Annotated in this window: 8 protein-coding genes; 7 read left to right on the forward strand and 1 reads right to left on the reverse strand. The window is 67.0% G+C overall.

Features of this window, described 5'->3' with window-relative positions:
• Positions 1–6: 6 nt before the first annotated feature.
• The 3 genes from LVJ94_21490 to LVJ94_21500 all read left to right on the forward strand — a co-directional run bounded on the left by LVJ94_21490 (position 7) and on the right by LVJ94_21500 (position 4,786).
• Positions 7–903 (forward strand): hypothetical protein, encoded by an 897-nt coding sequence (locus LVJ94_21490; GenBank protein WXB09791.1) that lies wholly within the window; start codon positions 7–9, stop codon positions 901–903.
• A complete protein-coding gene (locus LVJ94_21495) occupies positions 900–1,772 on the forward strand; it encodes a hypothetical protein (protein WXB09792.1) in 873 nt (290 codons plus the stop codon). Before LVJ94_21490 ends, LVJ94_21495 begins: the two co-directional genes overlap by 4 nt.
• Positions 1,773–1,843: 71 nt before the next feature.
• Positions 1,844–4,786 carry a carboxypeptidase regulatory-like domain-containing protein gene (locus LVJ94_21500; protein WXB09793.1) on the forward strand — a complete coding sequence of 981 codons (2,943 nt, stop codon included), beginning with the start codon at positions 1,844–1,846 and terminating at the stop codon, positions 4,784–4,786.
• A 16-nt stretch (positions 4,787–4,802) separates the two neighbouring features.
• Here the strand turns inward: LVJ94_21500 and LVJ94_21505 are convergent, their stop codons facing one another.
• Positions 4,803–5,711, reverse strand: a complete 909-nt coding sequence (locus tag LVJ94_21505; GenBank protein ID WXB09794.1) for a LysR family transcriptional regulator — start codon at positions 5,709–5,711, stop codon at positions 4,803–4,805.
• 82 nt (positions 5,712–5,793) lie between these two features.
• Between LVJ94_21505 and LVJ94_21510 the strand changes: the two genes are divergently transcribed.
• From LVJ94_21510 to LVJ94_21525, 4 genes are all read left to right on the forward strand, one after another.
• Positions 5,794–6,738 (forward strand): lysophospholipase, encoded by a 945-nt coding sequence (locus LVJ94_21510; GenBank protein ID WXB09795.1) that lies wholly within the window; start codon positions 5,794–5,796, stop codon positions 6,736–6,738.
• A 22-nt stretch (positions 6,739–6,760) separates the two neighbouring features.
• Positions 6,761–7,477, forward strand: coding sequence for a hypothetical protein (locus LVJ94_21515; GenBank protein ID WXB09796.1), 717 nt, complete (start codon positions 6,761–6,763; stop codon positions 7,475–7,477).
• A 346-nt stretch (positions 7,478–7,823) separates the two neighbouring features.
• A complete protein-coding gene (locus LVJ94_21520; GenBank protein ID WXB09797.1) occupies positions 7,824–8,966 on the forward strand; it encodes a hypothetical protein in 1,143 nt (380 codons plus the stop codon).
• Positions 8,967–9,263: 297 nt separating this feature from the next.
• On the forward strand, positions 9,264–16,877 hold the full coding sequence (locus LVJ94_21525; GenBank protein WXB09798.1) for an SDR family NAD(P)-dependent oxidoreductase: 7,614 nt from the start codon (positions 9,264–9,266) through the stop codon (positions 16,875–16,877).
• Positions 16,878–16,884: the final 7 nt, after the last annotated feature.

Here is a 16,884-nt window from a genome sequence, read left to right on the forward strand (position 1 = left end):
CCTGGCATGGATACGCTAAGAACGACCATCGAGCTCGCCCTTCGAGGAGACACGCCACTACTCGGCGGCTTCGGACTCGAATTTGCCGCAATTTCCCCGCCGATTTGGCACGAGACGCTCTTGCTCGAAGGCACCGGGGACGCAAAGCTCACGACGCTGCGTTCGGCCGCGGACTTGGGCGGCGAGCCGGTCGGGGAATTCCGCGCGCGACTTTCCGAGGGAGATATTTCTCGATTGCTCCAAAGGCTCGCGCGCACGGATTTCGAGGCTCTCGGGCAAGGCCGCGCCGGGCTTCACGATATGCAATTATCCCTATCGATGGTGCTCGGCGGCTCGGAGCATCGCTGGCATCTCGGCGGCTCGCAGCCGCAAACACGCGCAGCGGCGCAAGAACTCTTGGCGGAACTTGGTCGGATCAAAGAGCTGGTGCGGCAGCACCCGGTCGCGACGCTCGACGCGCAGCTCCAGCTTGGCCCCGTGGGGCGCGGGGACGCGGCGGTGAATGCGAGCGTTGCCCTGCGAAATGCCGGGACCGAAGGCCTGTGGCTCCCCGCCCCTTCGTCGCTCGCGTACGATGACGAGGATGCCCCCTACGAAGGGCTCCTCCTTCGATACGGAAGGCAGATGCCCGTCCGCCCCAACGAGAGCCCTCTGCCCATCACGTATTTGACGGCGCCTATCGACACGCGCGGCATGCGTGACGGGCGTGACGGTGCGCCTCTGCGCTGGCTTGCAGCCGGTGGAAGCGACACGGTCGCGGGAACGGCTCTTTGTACGACGGGTCCGGGCATATACCGTTTCCACGTGCTCTATTCCACCTACGCCCAGCCGGGGTCCGTGGCCGGCCGGCGCCGGTTCCGCGGCTGCGCGATTTCGCCCGACGTGGTCGTGGAAATTCCATGAAGACCGCGGCATGGTTGATGGCGGTGTTTGCGTGCGCGGGCTGCGATCGAGGCCGCGGTGTGACCACGACGTCGTCGGCCCCGCGCGAAGAGGCCAGCGCGCCTCGTGCACGAACGGAGCTGCCCGCGCCGTCGAGCACGGGCGACGCCGCGCCTCCGGCCATGGACCCGAAGGGCGGATGCGGGGAGCCTGCGCCGGACGTTCATCTCGAGGTCGTGATCGGCTCCGGCTTTCCGCCGGCCCCGGTGACATTGTTCGTGGACGGCAACAGCGCCGTGACCCTTCGTCGCGAGGCCCCCGCCCCCGGCGATGCCGTCGGCGAGTTTGCTGCCTGCCTCTCGGCCGACGCGGTGCGCACCCTCGAGGGCACCTTTCCCAAGGCATCTGCGCAGGGGGCAAGGCCCGACATGCCCACGATCCACGCCAAACTACGCAGCGGTGCGCGCGCTGCGGAATGGACTTCGCCGCTGCCGTCGACGGTGGGTGCGGACTTCGTTCGGCACGTCAACGACGCCGTTGCGGCCACACGCGCGTCGCCGCGTGCCGCGCTTCGGCTCGAGCTCGTGCCGGGGAAAACTCCGGGGCGGGCCGCGATTCGATTCGCGAACCCGGGAACACGAACGCTGACCGTGCTGCTCGACAACGACGATCCGCCTTTCCTCGAACGCGATACGGGCGTGCGCATCGAGGCCGGCTTTCCGCACAAAGGCCCCATGGCCTTGGCCGGCGGCGGTCACGAGGATGTCGAAATGCGAATCCCCGTGCGCGGTCATGTACGTGCCGCGTTCGACGGTATGCTGCGCATCACCGGAACGGCACACGACGATTCTTGGCAGGCGAGCCTGCGCTCGGCAACCGTCGCATTCTGAGCGGGCCACTCGAAAAATCGCTCACGACGACTGCACGGTAGGCGCCCTCCAGGCGTCTTCCCTTCGAGAGCATGCGCGCATCCCCGATCCGACGGCTTCCTTGGGCACTGGTCGTGCTCGTCATGGCCCTGGCGGCATGGTTGGCCTTTCGCCATCGCGCAGCCCGAGGCGTGGCGCACGTGGCGGACGCCGCGGGCGTCGAATCGGTCACCCGTTCGGGGGACATGCTTCCGCCCGACGAACCAAGCAGCGACGCGGCCTTGGCCCGCGCCATTCTCGCGGGCAAAGTCACCGATCCCACGTCGAAGCCCATCGCGGGGGCCTCGGTTTGCGCGTTTGCATCGTCGGAGCGCCTCGTCTCGGCCGAAACGCGGACGCCCCACTGTGCAACGAGCGGTGCCGATGGGCGCTACCGCATCGAGGGGCTCCTCGTGGCGAACTACGAAATCAGCGCATCGGCGCCGCGATACCGACCGGGACGATGGCGGGATCCCACGACGGGCGGCCACACCCTCGAGTTGGCGGCTGGCGAAACGCGCGACGGCGTCGACGTCGTTTTGCTTCCAGGCGGCGTCGAGGTGCGCGGCCGGGTCAATGACATTGCCGGTGGCATCATCACGGGCGCGGTGGTGACCGTGGGCAACGAATCGGTCGCCGAGAGCGATGCCAAGGGCGAGTGGGTGGCCTGGGCCGCACCGGGACGGATCGAAGCGCGCGCCACGGCGGCGGGCTACACGGAAGGCTCCGCGGAGGGAATCGCCCCGGGCCAGTTCATCGAAATATCGCTGACGCCCGAATCCGTATTGGAGGGCCGCGTCGTGGAGGCTGGAACGGATACCCCGGTGGCAGGGGCGCGCGTCTCGGCCGAGCGGGCCACGGCGCTCACCGACGCGGAAGGGCACTTTCGCATTTCGGGGCTCGAGCCCGGGCGCTACAAGCCGGAAGCACGGAGCGCGCACCGCTGGGGAATCGCCCGCGAGAGCGTTCTTCTCGGCGTGGGCGAGTCCTCGAGCGAAGTGATCATCGAGGTGCATCCGGCGCTCCTGGTGAGCGGCCGCGTCGAGCTCGCGGACAGCAAGGCTCCGGCCTGCAGCGAAGGCTCGGTGGACTTGGTCGAGGTCACCACCGGCGAACGACGCGGTGCGAAGCCGGACCACGATGGGCACGTGCGGATCGAAGGCGTACTGCCAGGTCGCTACGACGTCGCCATCACGTGCCCCGATGCCGCACTCGAGGACAGCTACCCGCCGATCACCGTGGCCACCGAAGACGTGACGGGGGCCACGTGGAACGTGAAGTCGGGATTCACCGTGCAGGGCAAGATCGTGGACGCCACGGGCCAACCCGTTGCTGGAGCAACGGTCTTGGCGCAAACGGTTGGCCAGGGGCGCGATCCGCGTGCGCGGGTCGCCTGGAAAGACGCGAGGTCGGAGAAGGACGGTGCGTTTCGCCTGCGAGGCCTCGCGCCGGCGACGTACCGGGTGCACGTGGACGACCAAGGAACCACGGCGATGAAAGAGCCTTTGGAGGTGAAGGTCGATCGCAACATCGACGGCCTTCGCATCGTGCTCCCTGCCAGCGGATCCATCGAGGGAACCGTCGTCGATGGCACCGGCGCCCCCGTTCCGAAGCTACGCGTCGAAGCGCAGGGCGACCGCTTCGACCTCGGGGGCGAGACGTTCGCGCTGGACGATGGAACCTTCGTGCTCAAGAGCCTGCACCCAGGTGAATACCGTTTGCGGGCCACCCATCGTTGGTGGGGGGCCGTGCGAGCGCCCGGAACGAAAGACGACGACGTGCAGGGCATCCTGGTGACGGTGCGCGTTCGAAGCACGACGCGCGCGAAGCTCGTGGTGGAGGCCCAGCGCGGTGAAATCCGCGGGCGCGTGGTGGATGACGGCGGCCAACCGGTGACCGACGCCTTCATCGAAGCCGCGCGCGAATCGGACAGCGCGGGCCGGTCTCCGGGGGATGCGGAACGCGAGACGCGGTGGGAGTGGAACCATGAGACGCCCGCGCTGACGGATCTCGACGGCAAATTCACGGTCAAGAAGCTTTCCCCCGGAACGTATACGGTGCGCGCCCACCGAAAGGGCGGCGGCGAGGCGGTGGCCAAGGAAGTGCAAGTGGGCGGCAACGTCACCCTGACGATCCGCCGGGCGAGCTCCATCGCGGGAACCGTCACCGGCGCCCGAGGAAAGCCCCCCGAGCGGTTCACCGTGGCGGTCGTCGACAAGAAGAAGGGCTTCGAGCGGCAGGAGTCGTTCTTCCGAACCGGCGGGGCGTTCAAGATGCGCGATTTGCCACCCGGCGACTTCGAGGTCTCCGCCGAGGCCACCGAGGGGCGCGCCCTCGCACAAGTTCCGCTCGCACAGGGAGAGAAGTACGACGGGCTCGCGTTGACGCTCGAAGGAGGCGCATCGCTCCGAGGCCGCGTCGTGGCGTTCGACAGCGGGCAGCCCATCGCGAGGATGGTCGTGTTCGTGGAAGCGGCCAAGGGCGGACGTGGACGGCCGATGGGCGTGATGGACGAGGGGGACCGAAAGAATGTGACCGATGCGGACGGCCGCTTCGAGATCCAGCATTGTCCGCCGGGCCGCGTAAACCTGTATGCCTTTCCGGGAGACTATGCGGTATCCGAATACGGCTTTGCGGAGGTGCCGCTTACCCTCGAGGCCGGCCAAAGCCATGAAGCACCGCCGCTCCGCGCTCCGCGGCGTCGGACGAAGGGATTCGGCAAAGGCGGCGACCTCGGTTTTCTCATCCAGGAAATGCCCCCCGACGCCGATCTCGAGCAAACGCGGTTCATGGTGAGCACCGTGCGGCCGAACGGCCCGGCCGCGAAAGCGGGGCTCGTCATGGGCGACGAGATCGTCTCGGTCGAGGGGCAAGACGTGGTGGGCGCTCTCGGATACATGTACCATACACTCGCCGAAGCGCCGGAAGGCTCCACGGTGACGCTCGGCGTTCGCCGCGGGGCGTCGATCGTCGTCAAAGCCGAGAAGCCGCTTTGATGGGACACGGCGCGAGCTAGGTTTTCGTGCGAAGCGACGAGGCGAGGAAGTCCACGAAGGCTCGCACCTTGGCCGAGGGCAGATGCCGCGACGGGTGGAGGCTGTAGACGGGAAACCGCTCCTCCGCCCAATTCGGGAATAGCTCGACGAGTGCCCCCGATTGCAAGAGATCATCGAGTCCAAGCTCGAAGAATTGGGCGATCCCGAACCCCTCGGTGCACATGGATAAGCCCGTCGCGAGATCATTCACCGTGAATTGCCCCGAGACGGGCACACGCAGGATCCGACCTCCACGGTGAAATTCCCACGAGAAGGGGCGGCCCGTCGTCGGATCGCGAAACAGAATGCATTCGCGTCGCCCATGACCGAGCTCGCGCGGGTGCTTCGGCGTTCCGTGGCGCGCCAAGTAGGCCGGTGCGGCACACGTGAGAATGCGCGTTTCGAGCAGGCGACGGGCAATGGCCGATGATGGCTCCGGGTCGCCAAACCGAACCGCCACGTCGAAGCCCTCGGCGACGAGGTCCGGCAACCGATCGCGCACCACCAATTCGACCGTCACTTCCGGGTGCGCGCGCAGAAACGCGCCCATGAGCGGCGCGAGCAGCAGGCGCACGGCCGCCGAATCCGTGTTGACCCGCAGCCGCCCTCGCGGTGTGGAACGCGCGCGGCCGATCTCGTTCACCGTTTCTTCGATGCCCGCGTACAGCGGCATGACCTGCGCATAGAAGCGGCGCCCTTCGTCGGTGAGCTCGACCGAGCGCGGCGTGCGGTCGAAGAGGCGCACCCCTACCCGCGCTTCGAGCCGCGCAATCGCCCGACTGACACCGGACTGCGTCAACCCGAGCGCTTCGCTTGCGTGAACGAAGCTTTTCGCGTTTGCAACCGCCGCCAGAACTTCGAGCCCACCGAGCAACCGCGCGTCCATGAGCGCATGATGACACAAAATCATTGTAACGATGACGAAGATGCGTTGGCCGCATCGACGACGAACGTGCATTCTGCGTTGCATGCATCTCACCGAAGAGCAGATTGACCGCATCTTGCAGGGAATGGCCGACCGATATGGTCTGCAGCTTCGATCGCCCATTCTGCATTCGCCGTCGGAGCACGGACTGAGCTACGAAGACGTCTCCTTCCCTTCTCTGGACGGCGTGCCCCTCGAGGGGTGGTTCATCCCCGCCCCGGGCTCCGACCGCCTCATCATCGCCAATCACCCTATGGGGTTCACCCGCGCCGGGCTGCCCACGCACCTCGAGCCGTGGAAGTCCATCTGGGGTCCGAGCGGCAACACCGCCGAGGTGGACTTCGTCGTGGACTACAAAATCTTGCACGACGCCGGCTACAACGTTCTCGCCTACGACTTGCGCAACGCCGGGCTCAGTGGCGCCGCCAACGGCGGCATCGCCTCGAGCGGAATCTTCGAATCGCGCGATGTCCTCGGCTCGTTGCGGTACGCACGCGATCGCAAAGACACGCGCGGCATGCGCATGGCGCTCTTCAGCCGATGCCTGGGTTGCAATGCCACGTTCCATGCGATGACCAAGGAGCCGCAAGCTTTCGACGGCGTACGCTGTTTGCTCGGGCCGCAGCCGGTCACGCCGAAAACCATTTCCGAACAGCTCCTCGTGCGCGCGGGCGTACCGGCCGAGCGCATCGAGGACTTGGACACGTACGTCCTGCGTCGCACGGGCATTGGATTCGCGGCCAGGGATACGAAAGACTGGGCCAAGAGCGTGTGCGTCCCGACCTTCCTCTACCAGGTTCACGACGACGTGCTGACCAAGCCCAGCGACGTGCAGACCATGTTCGACAACATTCCCGTGGCCGACAAAAAGCTCCACTGGATCCGTGAAACATCGGCCCGCTGGGATGGCTACCTCGAATTCCAGCGGCGGCCAAAGCCCATGCTGGATTGGTTCGAGAGCCATATGCCCGCAAGCGACCACCGCTAATCGACGCGCAAGGGAATCGACCGTGGAACACTTTCGCGAGAGGTTCGAGCAATCGCGCCTTCGGCTCTCGCACCTTGGCGCGGCCTGCGCATTCATCTACGTGCTTGCGGCAGGTGTGCAACAGGTCATCCTGGGCCATTTTCCCGCCCATCCATCGCCGGCGCAGGCGCTTCTCATTCGGTGTGAGACCATCGACCTGCTCCGCGCAACCCTCATCCTATTGGCCATCCTGATGGGCATGGTGGTCTTCGTGGCCATCGCCGCCCATCGGGTGAGAAGTTCACCAGGAGCCGTACTGCTCGGGCTTCCCTTTGCGGTACTCTGGGTCGCGCTGGAGCTTTGGTATCGCTCGATCGATCTTTTCGTCGTCAGCCTGCAATGGGCACGTGCCTATCGCGTGGCGACCGACGATGCGCTCGAGCAGCAACTCCTGGAACGCACCATTCAGTGGGACGGCATCGTCACGGCACTCTACTTCCCACTGCTGCTCGTGCTTCTCGTGGCCGTCATCTGCTTTGCATTCGCGCTTGGAACGGAGCCTCGGTGGAAGGTTCGCGTGCCGGCGCTGGGATGGAGTCTCTATGGGACAACCGTGCTGGCGCGCATCCTCGGCGGATATGCGGGGCTCGCGTGGCTGGAGCCATTCAATGACCGCGCCTACTTCCCGGCCGTGATACTTGCATATGGAACCACGGCCATTTGGCTTTGGAGCGAGGGTCCGCCCTGGGCGACGGTCTGACTTAGTCGCCGCGTGGGGAAAAGATGAGAGGGTAGACGACCTTCACTTTTCCTCCCTCCGGCGCGGGAAGGGAGAGGCTCGCCATCCCATTCTGGATGCAAGCCCATGCCCGCGTCTTCATGCGTCGGTCTCCTTCCCGACACATCGACCGCGCACGGCCCCTAGCTGCGCGTTGCCCGCAAGCGAAGTCATAGCGACATCCGTCCCACGTTCAAGCACACTCGGTGCCAGCGCGGCACACGGGGGGGCGACGTTCTAGGACGAACTGCGCCAGCGGCGCGCCGATTCGCATTCAACGTGTGCAGACAGACAGTCCTATGCTGTGCTGGCATGAGAGGGTACGGGCATGTCCGAGTTCAGGATGACGTTCACTCACGCGCGCAGCGATCCAGATGCCCAGGCGCTCCTCGAGCGCGTCGAGCATGGGACGGATGACGAGCGCGAACGAGCGCTCATGGCATTGCGCAAGCGCGCGGAAATGACGAAAGACGCAGACCATTGGAATACGGCGGGCATTGCGTATTCGCGAGCAGGGCAGCATTCCATCGCACGGCCCATCTTCGAGCGCCTCGTTCGAGCGCACCCGAATGGTGACGCGTATCGAATGAACCTGGCCATATCGCTGTCCCAGGCGCAAGAAGTCGCGGGATGCCGACACCATTTGAGTCTTCTCGCCGAGAAGGGCAGCAGTCCGGACATTCGCCGGAGCGCGCAGGAACAGCTGAGAGGCTACGAGGAGATGCTCGGCCTTACCCCGGACGCAAGAGCGCTTCGCGAACATCAAATGGAAGCCCTCCGAAGCGCCGTCGCGCGCCGCGAACGCCCCGAGGACTATGCCGCTCTAGGGAGGCATCTGCTCCGTGAAGAGAAGCTCGAACCCCTGCAGGGCGCACTGGATGAAGCCATTGCCGTCCTCGAAGACGGGCACGCCGCGTTTCCGAGTGACGTAACCGTCCTCGAGTACCTCATTGCCTGTTATCTGCGAACCGGCCCGCACGCGCGTCTCGATGCGGCGCTTGAAAAGCTGGAGCGCATCGCACCGCAGTCGCGGCTGCTTTCGATCGTTGCCGAATCGGCGGCCGACGCGAAGGACAATGATTTCGTTCGACAACGTCAGGCGCGGGCGGACGAGCTGGTGGTGGCCGCCATGAAGGGCTCCGGCGCGGGCCGGCAGGCCGCCTTGGACGACCTGGCCCGGATCGTTGCCGGGGCACCCGACAATGTGGGATACCGCCTTGCTTATGCGTTTGCGCTCTCGATGTGCGGTGCCGTCGAGCGTGCGCGTGAACACGCCGAGATCGTCGCCCGCGCGATCGGCGAGAGCCACGAACAGCACTTCAACCTCGGTCAGGTATTCTGGCGCGCGGGTGACCAACCCCGCGGCAAGGAGCACCTCGAGCTCGCGCGCCGATACGCGAAGACGCCAAAGGAGCACGCGGACGTCGACGCGATCCTGCGCGAGCTCGAGGCTTTGCGTTTCCCGAAGTAGCCGAATCAACTCGGCCTTTCGTCGCCCGATTCATTACGATGTAGCGACAATCCAATTCATTGAATCATCGATAAGCGATGTCGCCTCGTGGCGCGTGACGCTGCCTATGCGGCGCGCCGGCTCGTCGATGTAACTATTCCGCCACGTCACTGGCGCGACGTGCCCAGAGCCGAACTTCAAATGAACTCGCCCCTCGCTGCGTAAGCAGATTGGAGAGGGCGACGCATTGGCTCTGAATCGGGAGATATCGCAATGGAACCAATGAATGGCCCGCGAAACGAGAGCCCTGCGCCTGCAATGGATACTTCTGGCGTCGAGGCATGGTTATGCCGCGAGCTGGCCGCGGCGCTCGATGTGGGTGTCGAGCGAATCGACGTGCGCACACGATTCAAGCAACTCGGTTTGGATTCCGCGCACGCGACCGCCATCATCGCCCGACTCGGGCAACGGTTGCAGCGGCCTCTCCCGGTAACCCTCTTTTGGGAATACGCCACCGTGGAGGCGGTCGCCCGGCATCTCGTGTCTCCGACGGCGGCGGACCATGGTGCGGCGGGAGAAGAGCCCATTCCCCTGGCGCGGGCGCGGAATGCCGAGGAGCCGATCGCCATCGTGGGCGCCTCGTGCCGGTTTGCCGGCGGGGTCCGTTCGTTGGAATCGTTCTGGCAGCTGCTCGAACGCGGGGGCGATGCCATCTCCGACGTGCCCGCGGATCGCTGGAACGTCGATGCATTTTTCGACGCAGACCGGACCACGCCCGGAAAAATGAACACCCGGCGGGGGGGCTTCGTCGATGGCGTCGATCGCTTCGATGCAGAGTTTTTCGGCATCTCGCCACGCGAGGCCATGCAGATGGACCCGCAGCAGCGCTTGCTTCTCGAGCTTGCGTGGGAAGCGCTGGAGGACGCCGCGACGCTTCCCGAGGCACTCCAGTCGAGCGCTACGGGCGTGTTCGTCGGGGTCATGGGTAGCGACTACGCGCGCATGTTCGGAACGGAGCCCGAGCGGATCGAGCAGCACACCGCCACCGGCCATGACACGAGCATCATCGCGGCGCGCGTTGCGTACACGTTCGGTCTGCAAGGCCCGGCGATGTCCATCAACACGGCGTGCTCCTCGTCCCTCGTCGCGGTTCACCTGGCGTGCCAGAGCCTGCGGGACGGGGAATCGGAGGTGGCACTGGCGGGCGGCGTGCACCTGGTGCTCTCGCCGCTGAGCACCATCGCGATGACGAAATTCGGTGCGCTCTCGACCGACGGGCGATGCAAAGCGTTCGACCTGCGCGCCGACGGCTATGTGCGCGGCGAAGGCGGCGGCTTGGTCGTGCTGAAAAGGTTGTCGCGCGCGATCGCGGACCGCGACCGGATTCGCGGTGTCGTGCTCGCGAGCGCGGTCAACAACGATGGTTTCTCCAATGGCCTCACCGCGCCCAATCCGAAAGCGCAGGAGCAGATGCTGCGCACGGCGTATGCGCGCGCGCGCATCGCGCCACGAAAGGTGGCGTACGTCGAAACGCACGGACCGGGAACGCTGCTGGGCGATCCCATCGAGGCCGGCGCACTCGGGAAGGTGCTCGGCGCAGGCCGGCGCGCCGATCGGCCGCTGCGCATCGGGTCGGTGAAGACCAACTTGGGGCACACCGAGGCCGCCGCGGGGATTGCCGGGCTGCTCAAGGTCCTGCTCGCGCTCGAGCACGATCGGCTCCCGCCGAATCTTCATTTCGAGACGGCCAATCCACATATCGACTTCGAGTCGCTGCGGCTCGAGGTGCAAAGCACGCTGGAACCGTGGCCGAGCATGGACGATGCCGATTCCAAGGACTCGGATTCGGGGGATCCGCGGATCGCCGGGGTGAGTTCGTTCGGCTTCGGAGGCACGAATTGTCACCTCGTCGTGCGCGGATATCCCGCCCCCCGTCGCCCGGCCGACGTCTGGCGGGAGGCCCGCCCGCCCGTGCCCTCCGTGCCGCCGCGCATCGTGTTCGTGTGCCCTGGGCAAGGCGGTCAGTGGTCGGGCATGGGGGTGGCGCTGCTGCGCGAGGAAGCCGTCTTTCGGTTTGCGCTCGAAGCCTGCGATCGCGCCATTCGAGCGCACACGGGATGGAGCGTCCTCGAACGACTCACGGGCACCACGGGACTGGGAAGAACGGATGTCGTGCAGCCGGTCCTCTTTGCGATGCAGGTCGCCATGGCCCGGCTCTGGGAGAGTTGGGGGATTCGCCCCGACGCCTTGGTGGGCTTCAGCCAAGGCGAGATGGCGGCGGCCCATCTTGCCGGGATCCTGTCGCTGGAGGATGCCGCGCGGATCGTCTGCGTACGCAGCGCGCTTCTCTACGACAAGGCGCCACCCGGTGGCATGCTCTCCGTCGCGCTACCTGCCGGCGACGCCCTGCGCGCCGCAGGTGAAGACGGGCTGGTCGTCGCGGCGCATAGCGGGCCTGCCGCCACGGTGCTGAGTGGCGAGGTCTCCGCCATCGAGCGCGCGCTGCTCCGACTGGACGCGGACGGGCTACGCGCGGCACGGATCGATGTCGATTATGCGTCGCACAGCCCGGCGATGAAGGCTTTGGAGGGCGAGCTTTCGGCGCGGCTCGCCGGATTGACCCCCTGCCCTGCCACCGTGCGCATGGTCTCGACGGTGCTCGGCGGCGAGGACCTCGCGGGCAGCGAATGTGGTCCGCGCTACTGGGTCAGGAACCTGCAGGAGCCGGTGCGGTTCCAGCAGGCCGTGGAGCGCCTGGGATCCGAGGGGCCTGCCCTCTTCGTCGAGCTCGGCCCGCACCCCGTTCTCGTGCGGTCCATCCAAGCGATGATTGCGGCCGGTTCGGTGAGCGGGGCTGCGGTCGCGTCGTGCCACCGCGACGAAGAGGAGCGGGAAAGCCTCCTCGCATCGCTGGACACCCTCGTCGCGCACGGTGCGCAGCTGCGGGTGGAGCCCTCGCCCGTGCGGGGCATGTTGTTTCCCATCTCCGGGAAAACCGAGGCCGCGCTCCGTGCCCAGGCCGCACTCCTCCGCGATCACGTGGCGGGACATGCCGATCGCGCGTTGGAGGATCTCGCCTTTTCCCTCGCCACCACGCGGACCCACTTCGAGCATCGCGCCAGCTTCGTTGCGAACGAGCGCGCTCAGCTCCTCGACGCCCTCGATGCGCTCGCGGAGGGACGCCCATTCCCTCGCGCCGCGGTTGGACGTAGCGCGGCGGGCAGCAAGGTCGTCTTCGTCTTTCCCGGGCAGGGATCGCAATGGCCTGGCATGGCCGTCGAGCTCCTCCGAACCTCACCGCTCTTTCGCCAGCACCTCGAGGCGTGCGAACGAGCCCTCGCGCCGCACATCGACTGGTCACTTCTCGCCGTGCTCCGCGGCGAAGACGGCGCCCCGTCGCTCGATCGTGTCGACGTGGTCCAGCCGGCCCTGTTCGCCGTCATGGTCTCACTCGCCGCCCTTTGGCGATCGCTCGGCGTCGAGCCCGACGCGGTCGTGGGCCATAGTCAGGGCGAGATCGCCGCCGCCCACGTCGCAGGCGCGCTCTCCCTCGAGGATGCGGCCAAGATCGTCGCATGGCGCAGTCGCGCGCTCAGGCGTCTGGCCGGCGCTGGCGCCATGGCTTCCGTCGAGTCGAGCGTCGCCGAGCTGCGTTCCAACCTGGCCCCCTTCGGGGACCGGCTGGCCGTCGCCGCCATCAATGGCCCCACCGCCACCCTCGTCTCCGGCGATTCCGATGCCGTCGATGCGTTCTTGGAGAACCTCGAGTCCGGCGTGTTCGCGCGAAAGGTGCAGGTCGACTACGCTTCCCACTCGGCCCACGTCGAAGCGGTCCGCGAGGACATCGTCTCGGGACTTGCCACCATCACCCCACGCCGCTGCGCGATCCCACTGCGTTCGACCGTGACGGCGACGTCGCTCGAAGGACCGGAGCTCGATGCCGAGTATTGGTTCCAGAATCTTCGTCGAACCGTCCGCTTTGCCGACGTCACCGAGTCGCTGCGTCGTGAGGGATTTCGCTACTTCGTCGAGGTGAGCCCTCATCCCGTGCTCACCCTCGCCATGCAGAGCCCCCGCGAGCACGCAGGCGACTCGGAGCCCGTCGTCGTCGGAACGCTCCGCCGCCATGAAGGCGACTTCGGACGGATCCTGCTCGCGGCCGGCGAACTCCATACGCGAGGACTGCCCCTCGATTGGACGCGTCTCGTGCCATCGGGCCGGCGCACCGATCTGCCAACCTACGCCTTTCAACGGCAACGCCATTGGCTCGACGCCTCGAGCGTGAGCAAGACCAGCGCCGATGTGGCCTCCGCGGGGTTGGCGACCATGGATCACCCCTTGCTTGGCGCCGCGGTGCCCTTGCCCGAGGGCCAAGGCGTCGTCTTCACCGGCCGTCTGTCCCTCGCCGAGCAGCCCTGGCTCGCCGGCCACCAAGTCTTCGGCGAGGTCATTTTGCCCGGTGCCGCGTTCGTCGAGCTTGCGCTGGCGGCGGCGCACCGGGTGGGGCTCGACCGGATCGAAGAGCTCACCTTGGAGAGCCCCATCGCCCTGCCCCCGCACGGCGCGACGTGGGTGCAGCTCGCGCTCGGCCCGGTGAACGACCGCAAGCGCTCCCTGACGGTCCACACCCGCGCGGCGGATTCTGCCGATCTCGTCTCCGACGAGCATATTCCGTGGACGAGGCACGCCACCGGCACGCTCGCCCCGGCCTCCGCGTCCGTCGATGGCGGTCTCCGTACTTGGCCGCCCCGCGATGCGACGCCCGTTTCACTCGACGGTGTCTACGAACGTCTCGCCCGCAGCGGGCTCTCCTACGGTCCGGATTTCCAAGGCCTGCGCGCGATGTGGAGGCGCAACGACGAGCTCTTCGCCGAGGTGGCTCTGCCCCACGATGCCGCCAAGGACGCACCTCGCTTCGCCATCCATCCCGCGCTCCTCGATGCCGCGTTGCATGCGCTGGCCGTCGAATCCGTCGAGCGCACGGGCGACGTCGTGCTCCCCTTCACCTGGAGCGACGTTTCGCTGCGCTCCGTGGGAGCCTCCCTCGCGAGGGTGTCCTTCCGCTACCGCGAGGAGCGGAGCACCGTTTCGATGGTGCTCGCCGATGCGGCCGGCGATCCGCTTGCCCGCATCGATGCGCTCACCTGCCGCCCCGTCTCCGCCGAAAAGTTTCACTCGCGCGCCTCCTCGCACGATCAGGCGCTTCTCCGTGTCGACTGGAGCGAGGTAACGCCCGCGGCCTCAGTTGCGAACGCCGGCGCGAACTGGGCACTGCTCGGCGATGGTACCCCGTACCCGAGCCTGGCCGATCTCCAGGTGGCGCTCGAGCAGGGGGTCGCCTCGCCGGATGTCCTGGTTGCGCGGTTCACGGAGCACACCGAAGGGGATCTCCCCGCCGCCGCGCATCGAGCCACCGCGCGGGCACTCGCGCTGCTGCAGACCTGGCTCGCGGACGAGCGATTCGCCTCGACGCGCCTCGCTGTGATCACGCGGCGGGCCATGGCCACCCATGGCGACGAAGACGTCGAGGACCTTGCCCATGCCCCGCTTTGGGGTCTGGTTCGCTCCGCGCAAACGGAGAACCCGGACCGCCACCTCTACGCCATCGACATCGACGATAGCGACGCTTCGCGCGACGCCCTTCGGGATTCACTCGCGAGCTCCGACGACGAACGGCAATTCGCGTTGCGCGATGGGCGCCGCCTCGTTCCTCGCCTGTCGCGCCCGCGCCCGACCGACAGCCTGCGACCGCCCGAAGTCCCCGCCTGGCGGCTGCATATCCCCACCAAAGGGAGCATCGAAGATCTCACGCTCATCGCGTCCCCCGAGGCGACGGCGCCGCTCGCCCGCGGCCAGGTACGCCTCGCGGTGCACGCCGCAGGGCTGAACTTTCGCGACGTGCTGGATACGCTGGGCATGTACCCGGACGACCCTGGACCGCTCGGCACCGAGGCTGCCGGTGTCGTCACCGAGGTAGGTCCCGACGTGACGGCGCTTGCCGTGGGCGATCGTGTGATGGGCGTGGTGTCGGCCGCCTTTGGACCGATGGCCGTGGCCGATGCTCGGACCCTGATCCGCATGCCGGCCGGCTGGTCCTTCGCCCAAGCGGCGAGCGTCCCCGTGATCTTTCTCACGGCCTATTACGCGTTGGTCGATCTTGCGCGCCTCGCGCCCGGCGAACGCATCCTCGTTCACGCCGCGGCGGGAGGCGTCGGGATGGCCGCGACGCAGCTCGCGCGCCATCTCGGTGCGGAGGTCTTTGCCACCGCCAGCCCCGGCAAATGGACCACGCTGCGCACGCTGGGGTTCGACGATCCCCACATGGCGTCGTCACGCACCCTCGAGTTCGAGCACCAGTTTCGGATATCCACCCAGGGAGCCGGCTTCGACGTCGTGCTCGACAGCCTCGCCCACGCGTTCGTGGATGCCTCACTGCGCCTCTTGCCCCGAGGCGGTCGCTTCATCGAAATGGGCAAAACCGATATCCGCGATCCGAATCGCATCGCCGAAGAGCACCCGGGGGTCGTCTACCGCGCCTTCGACCTTCTCGAGGCGGGGCCGGATCGCATTCAGCAGATGCTCGCCGAGCTCGGCGCGCTCTTCGATCGCGGCGTGCTTCGCCCGCCGCCGATCACGTGCTGGGACGTTCGCCGTGCGCCCGAGGCGTTCCGCACATTGGCCCGCGCCGCGCACGTCGGAAAATGCGTACTCACCGTCCCGCAACGGCTCGACCCGAAAGGCACGGTGCTCATGACCGGGGGAACGGGCACGCTCGGCGCCCTCGTCGCGCAGCATTTGGTGAAGACCCATGGTGCAAAGCACCTGCTGCTGGTCTCTCGACAGGGGGCCTCGGCGCCGGGGGCCCGAGACCTGCAGCTCGAGCTGGAAGCGGCCGGTGCTCGCGTCACGTTGGCCGCATGCGACGTCGCCGATCGGGAAGCGCTTCGGGCGCTGCTCGATGGGATGGGAGCCGAGCATCCCCTCACGGCGGTCGTTCATGCAGCAGGCACGCTGGACGATGGCGTGCTCGATGCGATGACGGAAGAGCGCATGGGCGCGGTCTTCGCGCCCAAACTCGACGCCGCCGCGCATCTGCACGAGCTCACCAAAGACCGCGATCTCGCGGCGTTCGTTCTCTTCTCCTCGCTGGCGGGTGTCCTCGGCAATCCGGGGCAGTCCAACTATGCCGCCGCAAACGCCTTTCTCGACGCCCTCGCCCATCACCGCACCGCACGCGGCTTGGCGGCCACGTCGCTCGCGTGGGGCTATTGGTCCGAGCGAAGCGGCCTCACACGGCATCTGGGCGCGGCCGACCTTTCGCGCCTGCGACGCGGCGGATTCCGTCCGCTCTCCTCCCGCGATGGACTCGCACTCTTCGATGCGGCGCTCCTGAGACCCGAATCGGCCTTGGTGCTCGCGACCCCCGATCCTGCCGCGTTGGCAGCCTCGGCGACCCCCATGACACGCAAGCTCGCGCGCGGCGCGGCGATGCGACGGGCGGCGACCAACACCTCGACGCTCCAGCAAGGGCTTCCGTCCCTCGCACCCAAAGGCCGTGAGCGCGCCATGCTCGATCTCGTTTGCACCGAGGTCGCCACGGCGTTGGGGTTGCCGTCGGCGGCGGCCGTCCAGACCGATCGCGCGCTCCGGGAACTCGGTCTCGATTCGCTTTTGGCGGTCGAAGTGCGAAATCGACTTGCCGCCGCTTCGGGATTGCGCCTCCAAAGCAACTTGCTATTCGATTATCCGACAGCAAACGCACTCGCCGGATTTCTTTCGTCTCGCATCGATGGTTCGCGCCCCGCTGAACAACCACCGCGGATGCACGACGACGAGGTTCGCCCCGCGATTCCGTCCAAGGCGGTCGAGGCGATGAACGCCAGTGAGCTCATCAAATTGGTTCTCAATCAATCGTCGTCCGACGACGCGTAAAGCAACC

It is taken from the genome of Sorangiineae bacterium MSr11367, assembly GCA_037157805.1.
Classification (GTDB): domain Bacteria; phylum Myxococcota_A; class Polyangia; order Polyangiales; family Polyangiaceae; genus Pendulispora; species Pendulispora rubella.

Coding starts and splice junctions, on each gene's coding strand:
- LVJ94_21490 (WXB09791.1), top strand. CDS start 7: ATGGATACGCTAAGAACGACCATCGAGCTCGCCCTTCGAGGAGACACG.
- LVJ94_21505 (WXB09794.1), bottom strand. CDS start 5,711: ATGGACGCGCGGTTGCTCGGTGGGCTCGAAGTTCTGGCGGCGGTTGCA.
- LVJ94_21495 (WXB09792.1), top strand. CDS start 900: ATGAAGACCGCGGCATGGTTGATGGCGGTGTTTGCGTGCGCGGGCTGC.
- LVJ94_21520 (WXB09797.1), top strand. CDS start 7,824: ATGTCCGAGTTCAGGATGACGTTCACTCACGCGCGCAGCGATCCAGAT.
- LVJ94_21510 (WXB09795.1), top strand. CDS start 5,794: ATGCATCTCACCGAAGAGCAGATTGACCGCATCTTGCAGGGAATGGCC.
- LVJ94_21525 (WXB09798.1), top strand. CDS start 9,264: ATGGATACTTCTGGCGTCGAGGCATGGTTATGCCGCGAGCTGGCCGCG.
- LVJ94_21500 (WXB09793.1), top strand. CDS start 1,844: ATGCGCGCATCCCCGATCCGACGGCTTCCTTGGGCACTGGTCGTGCTC.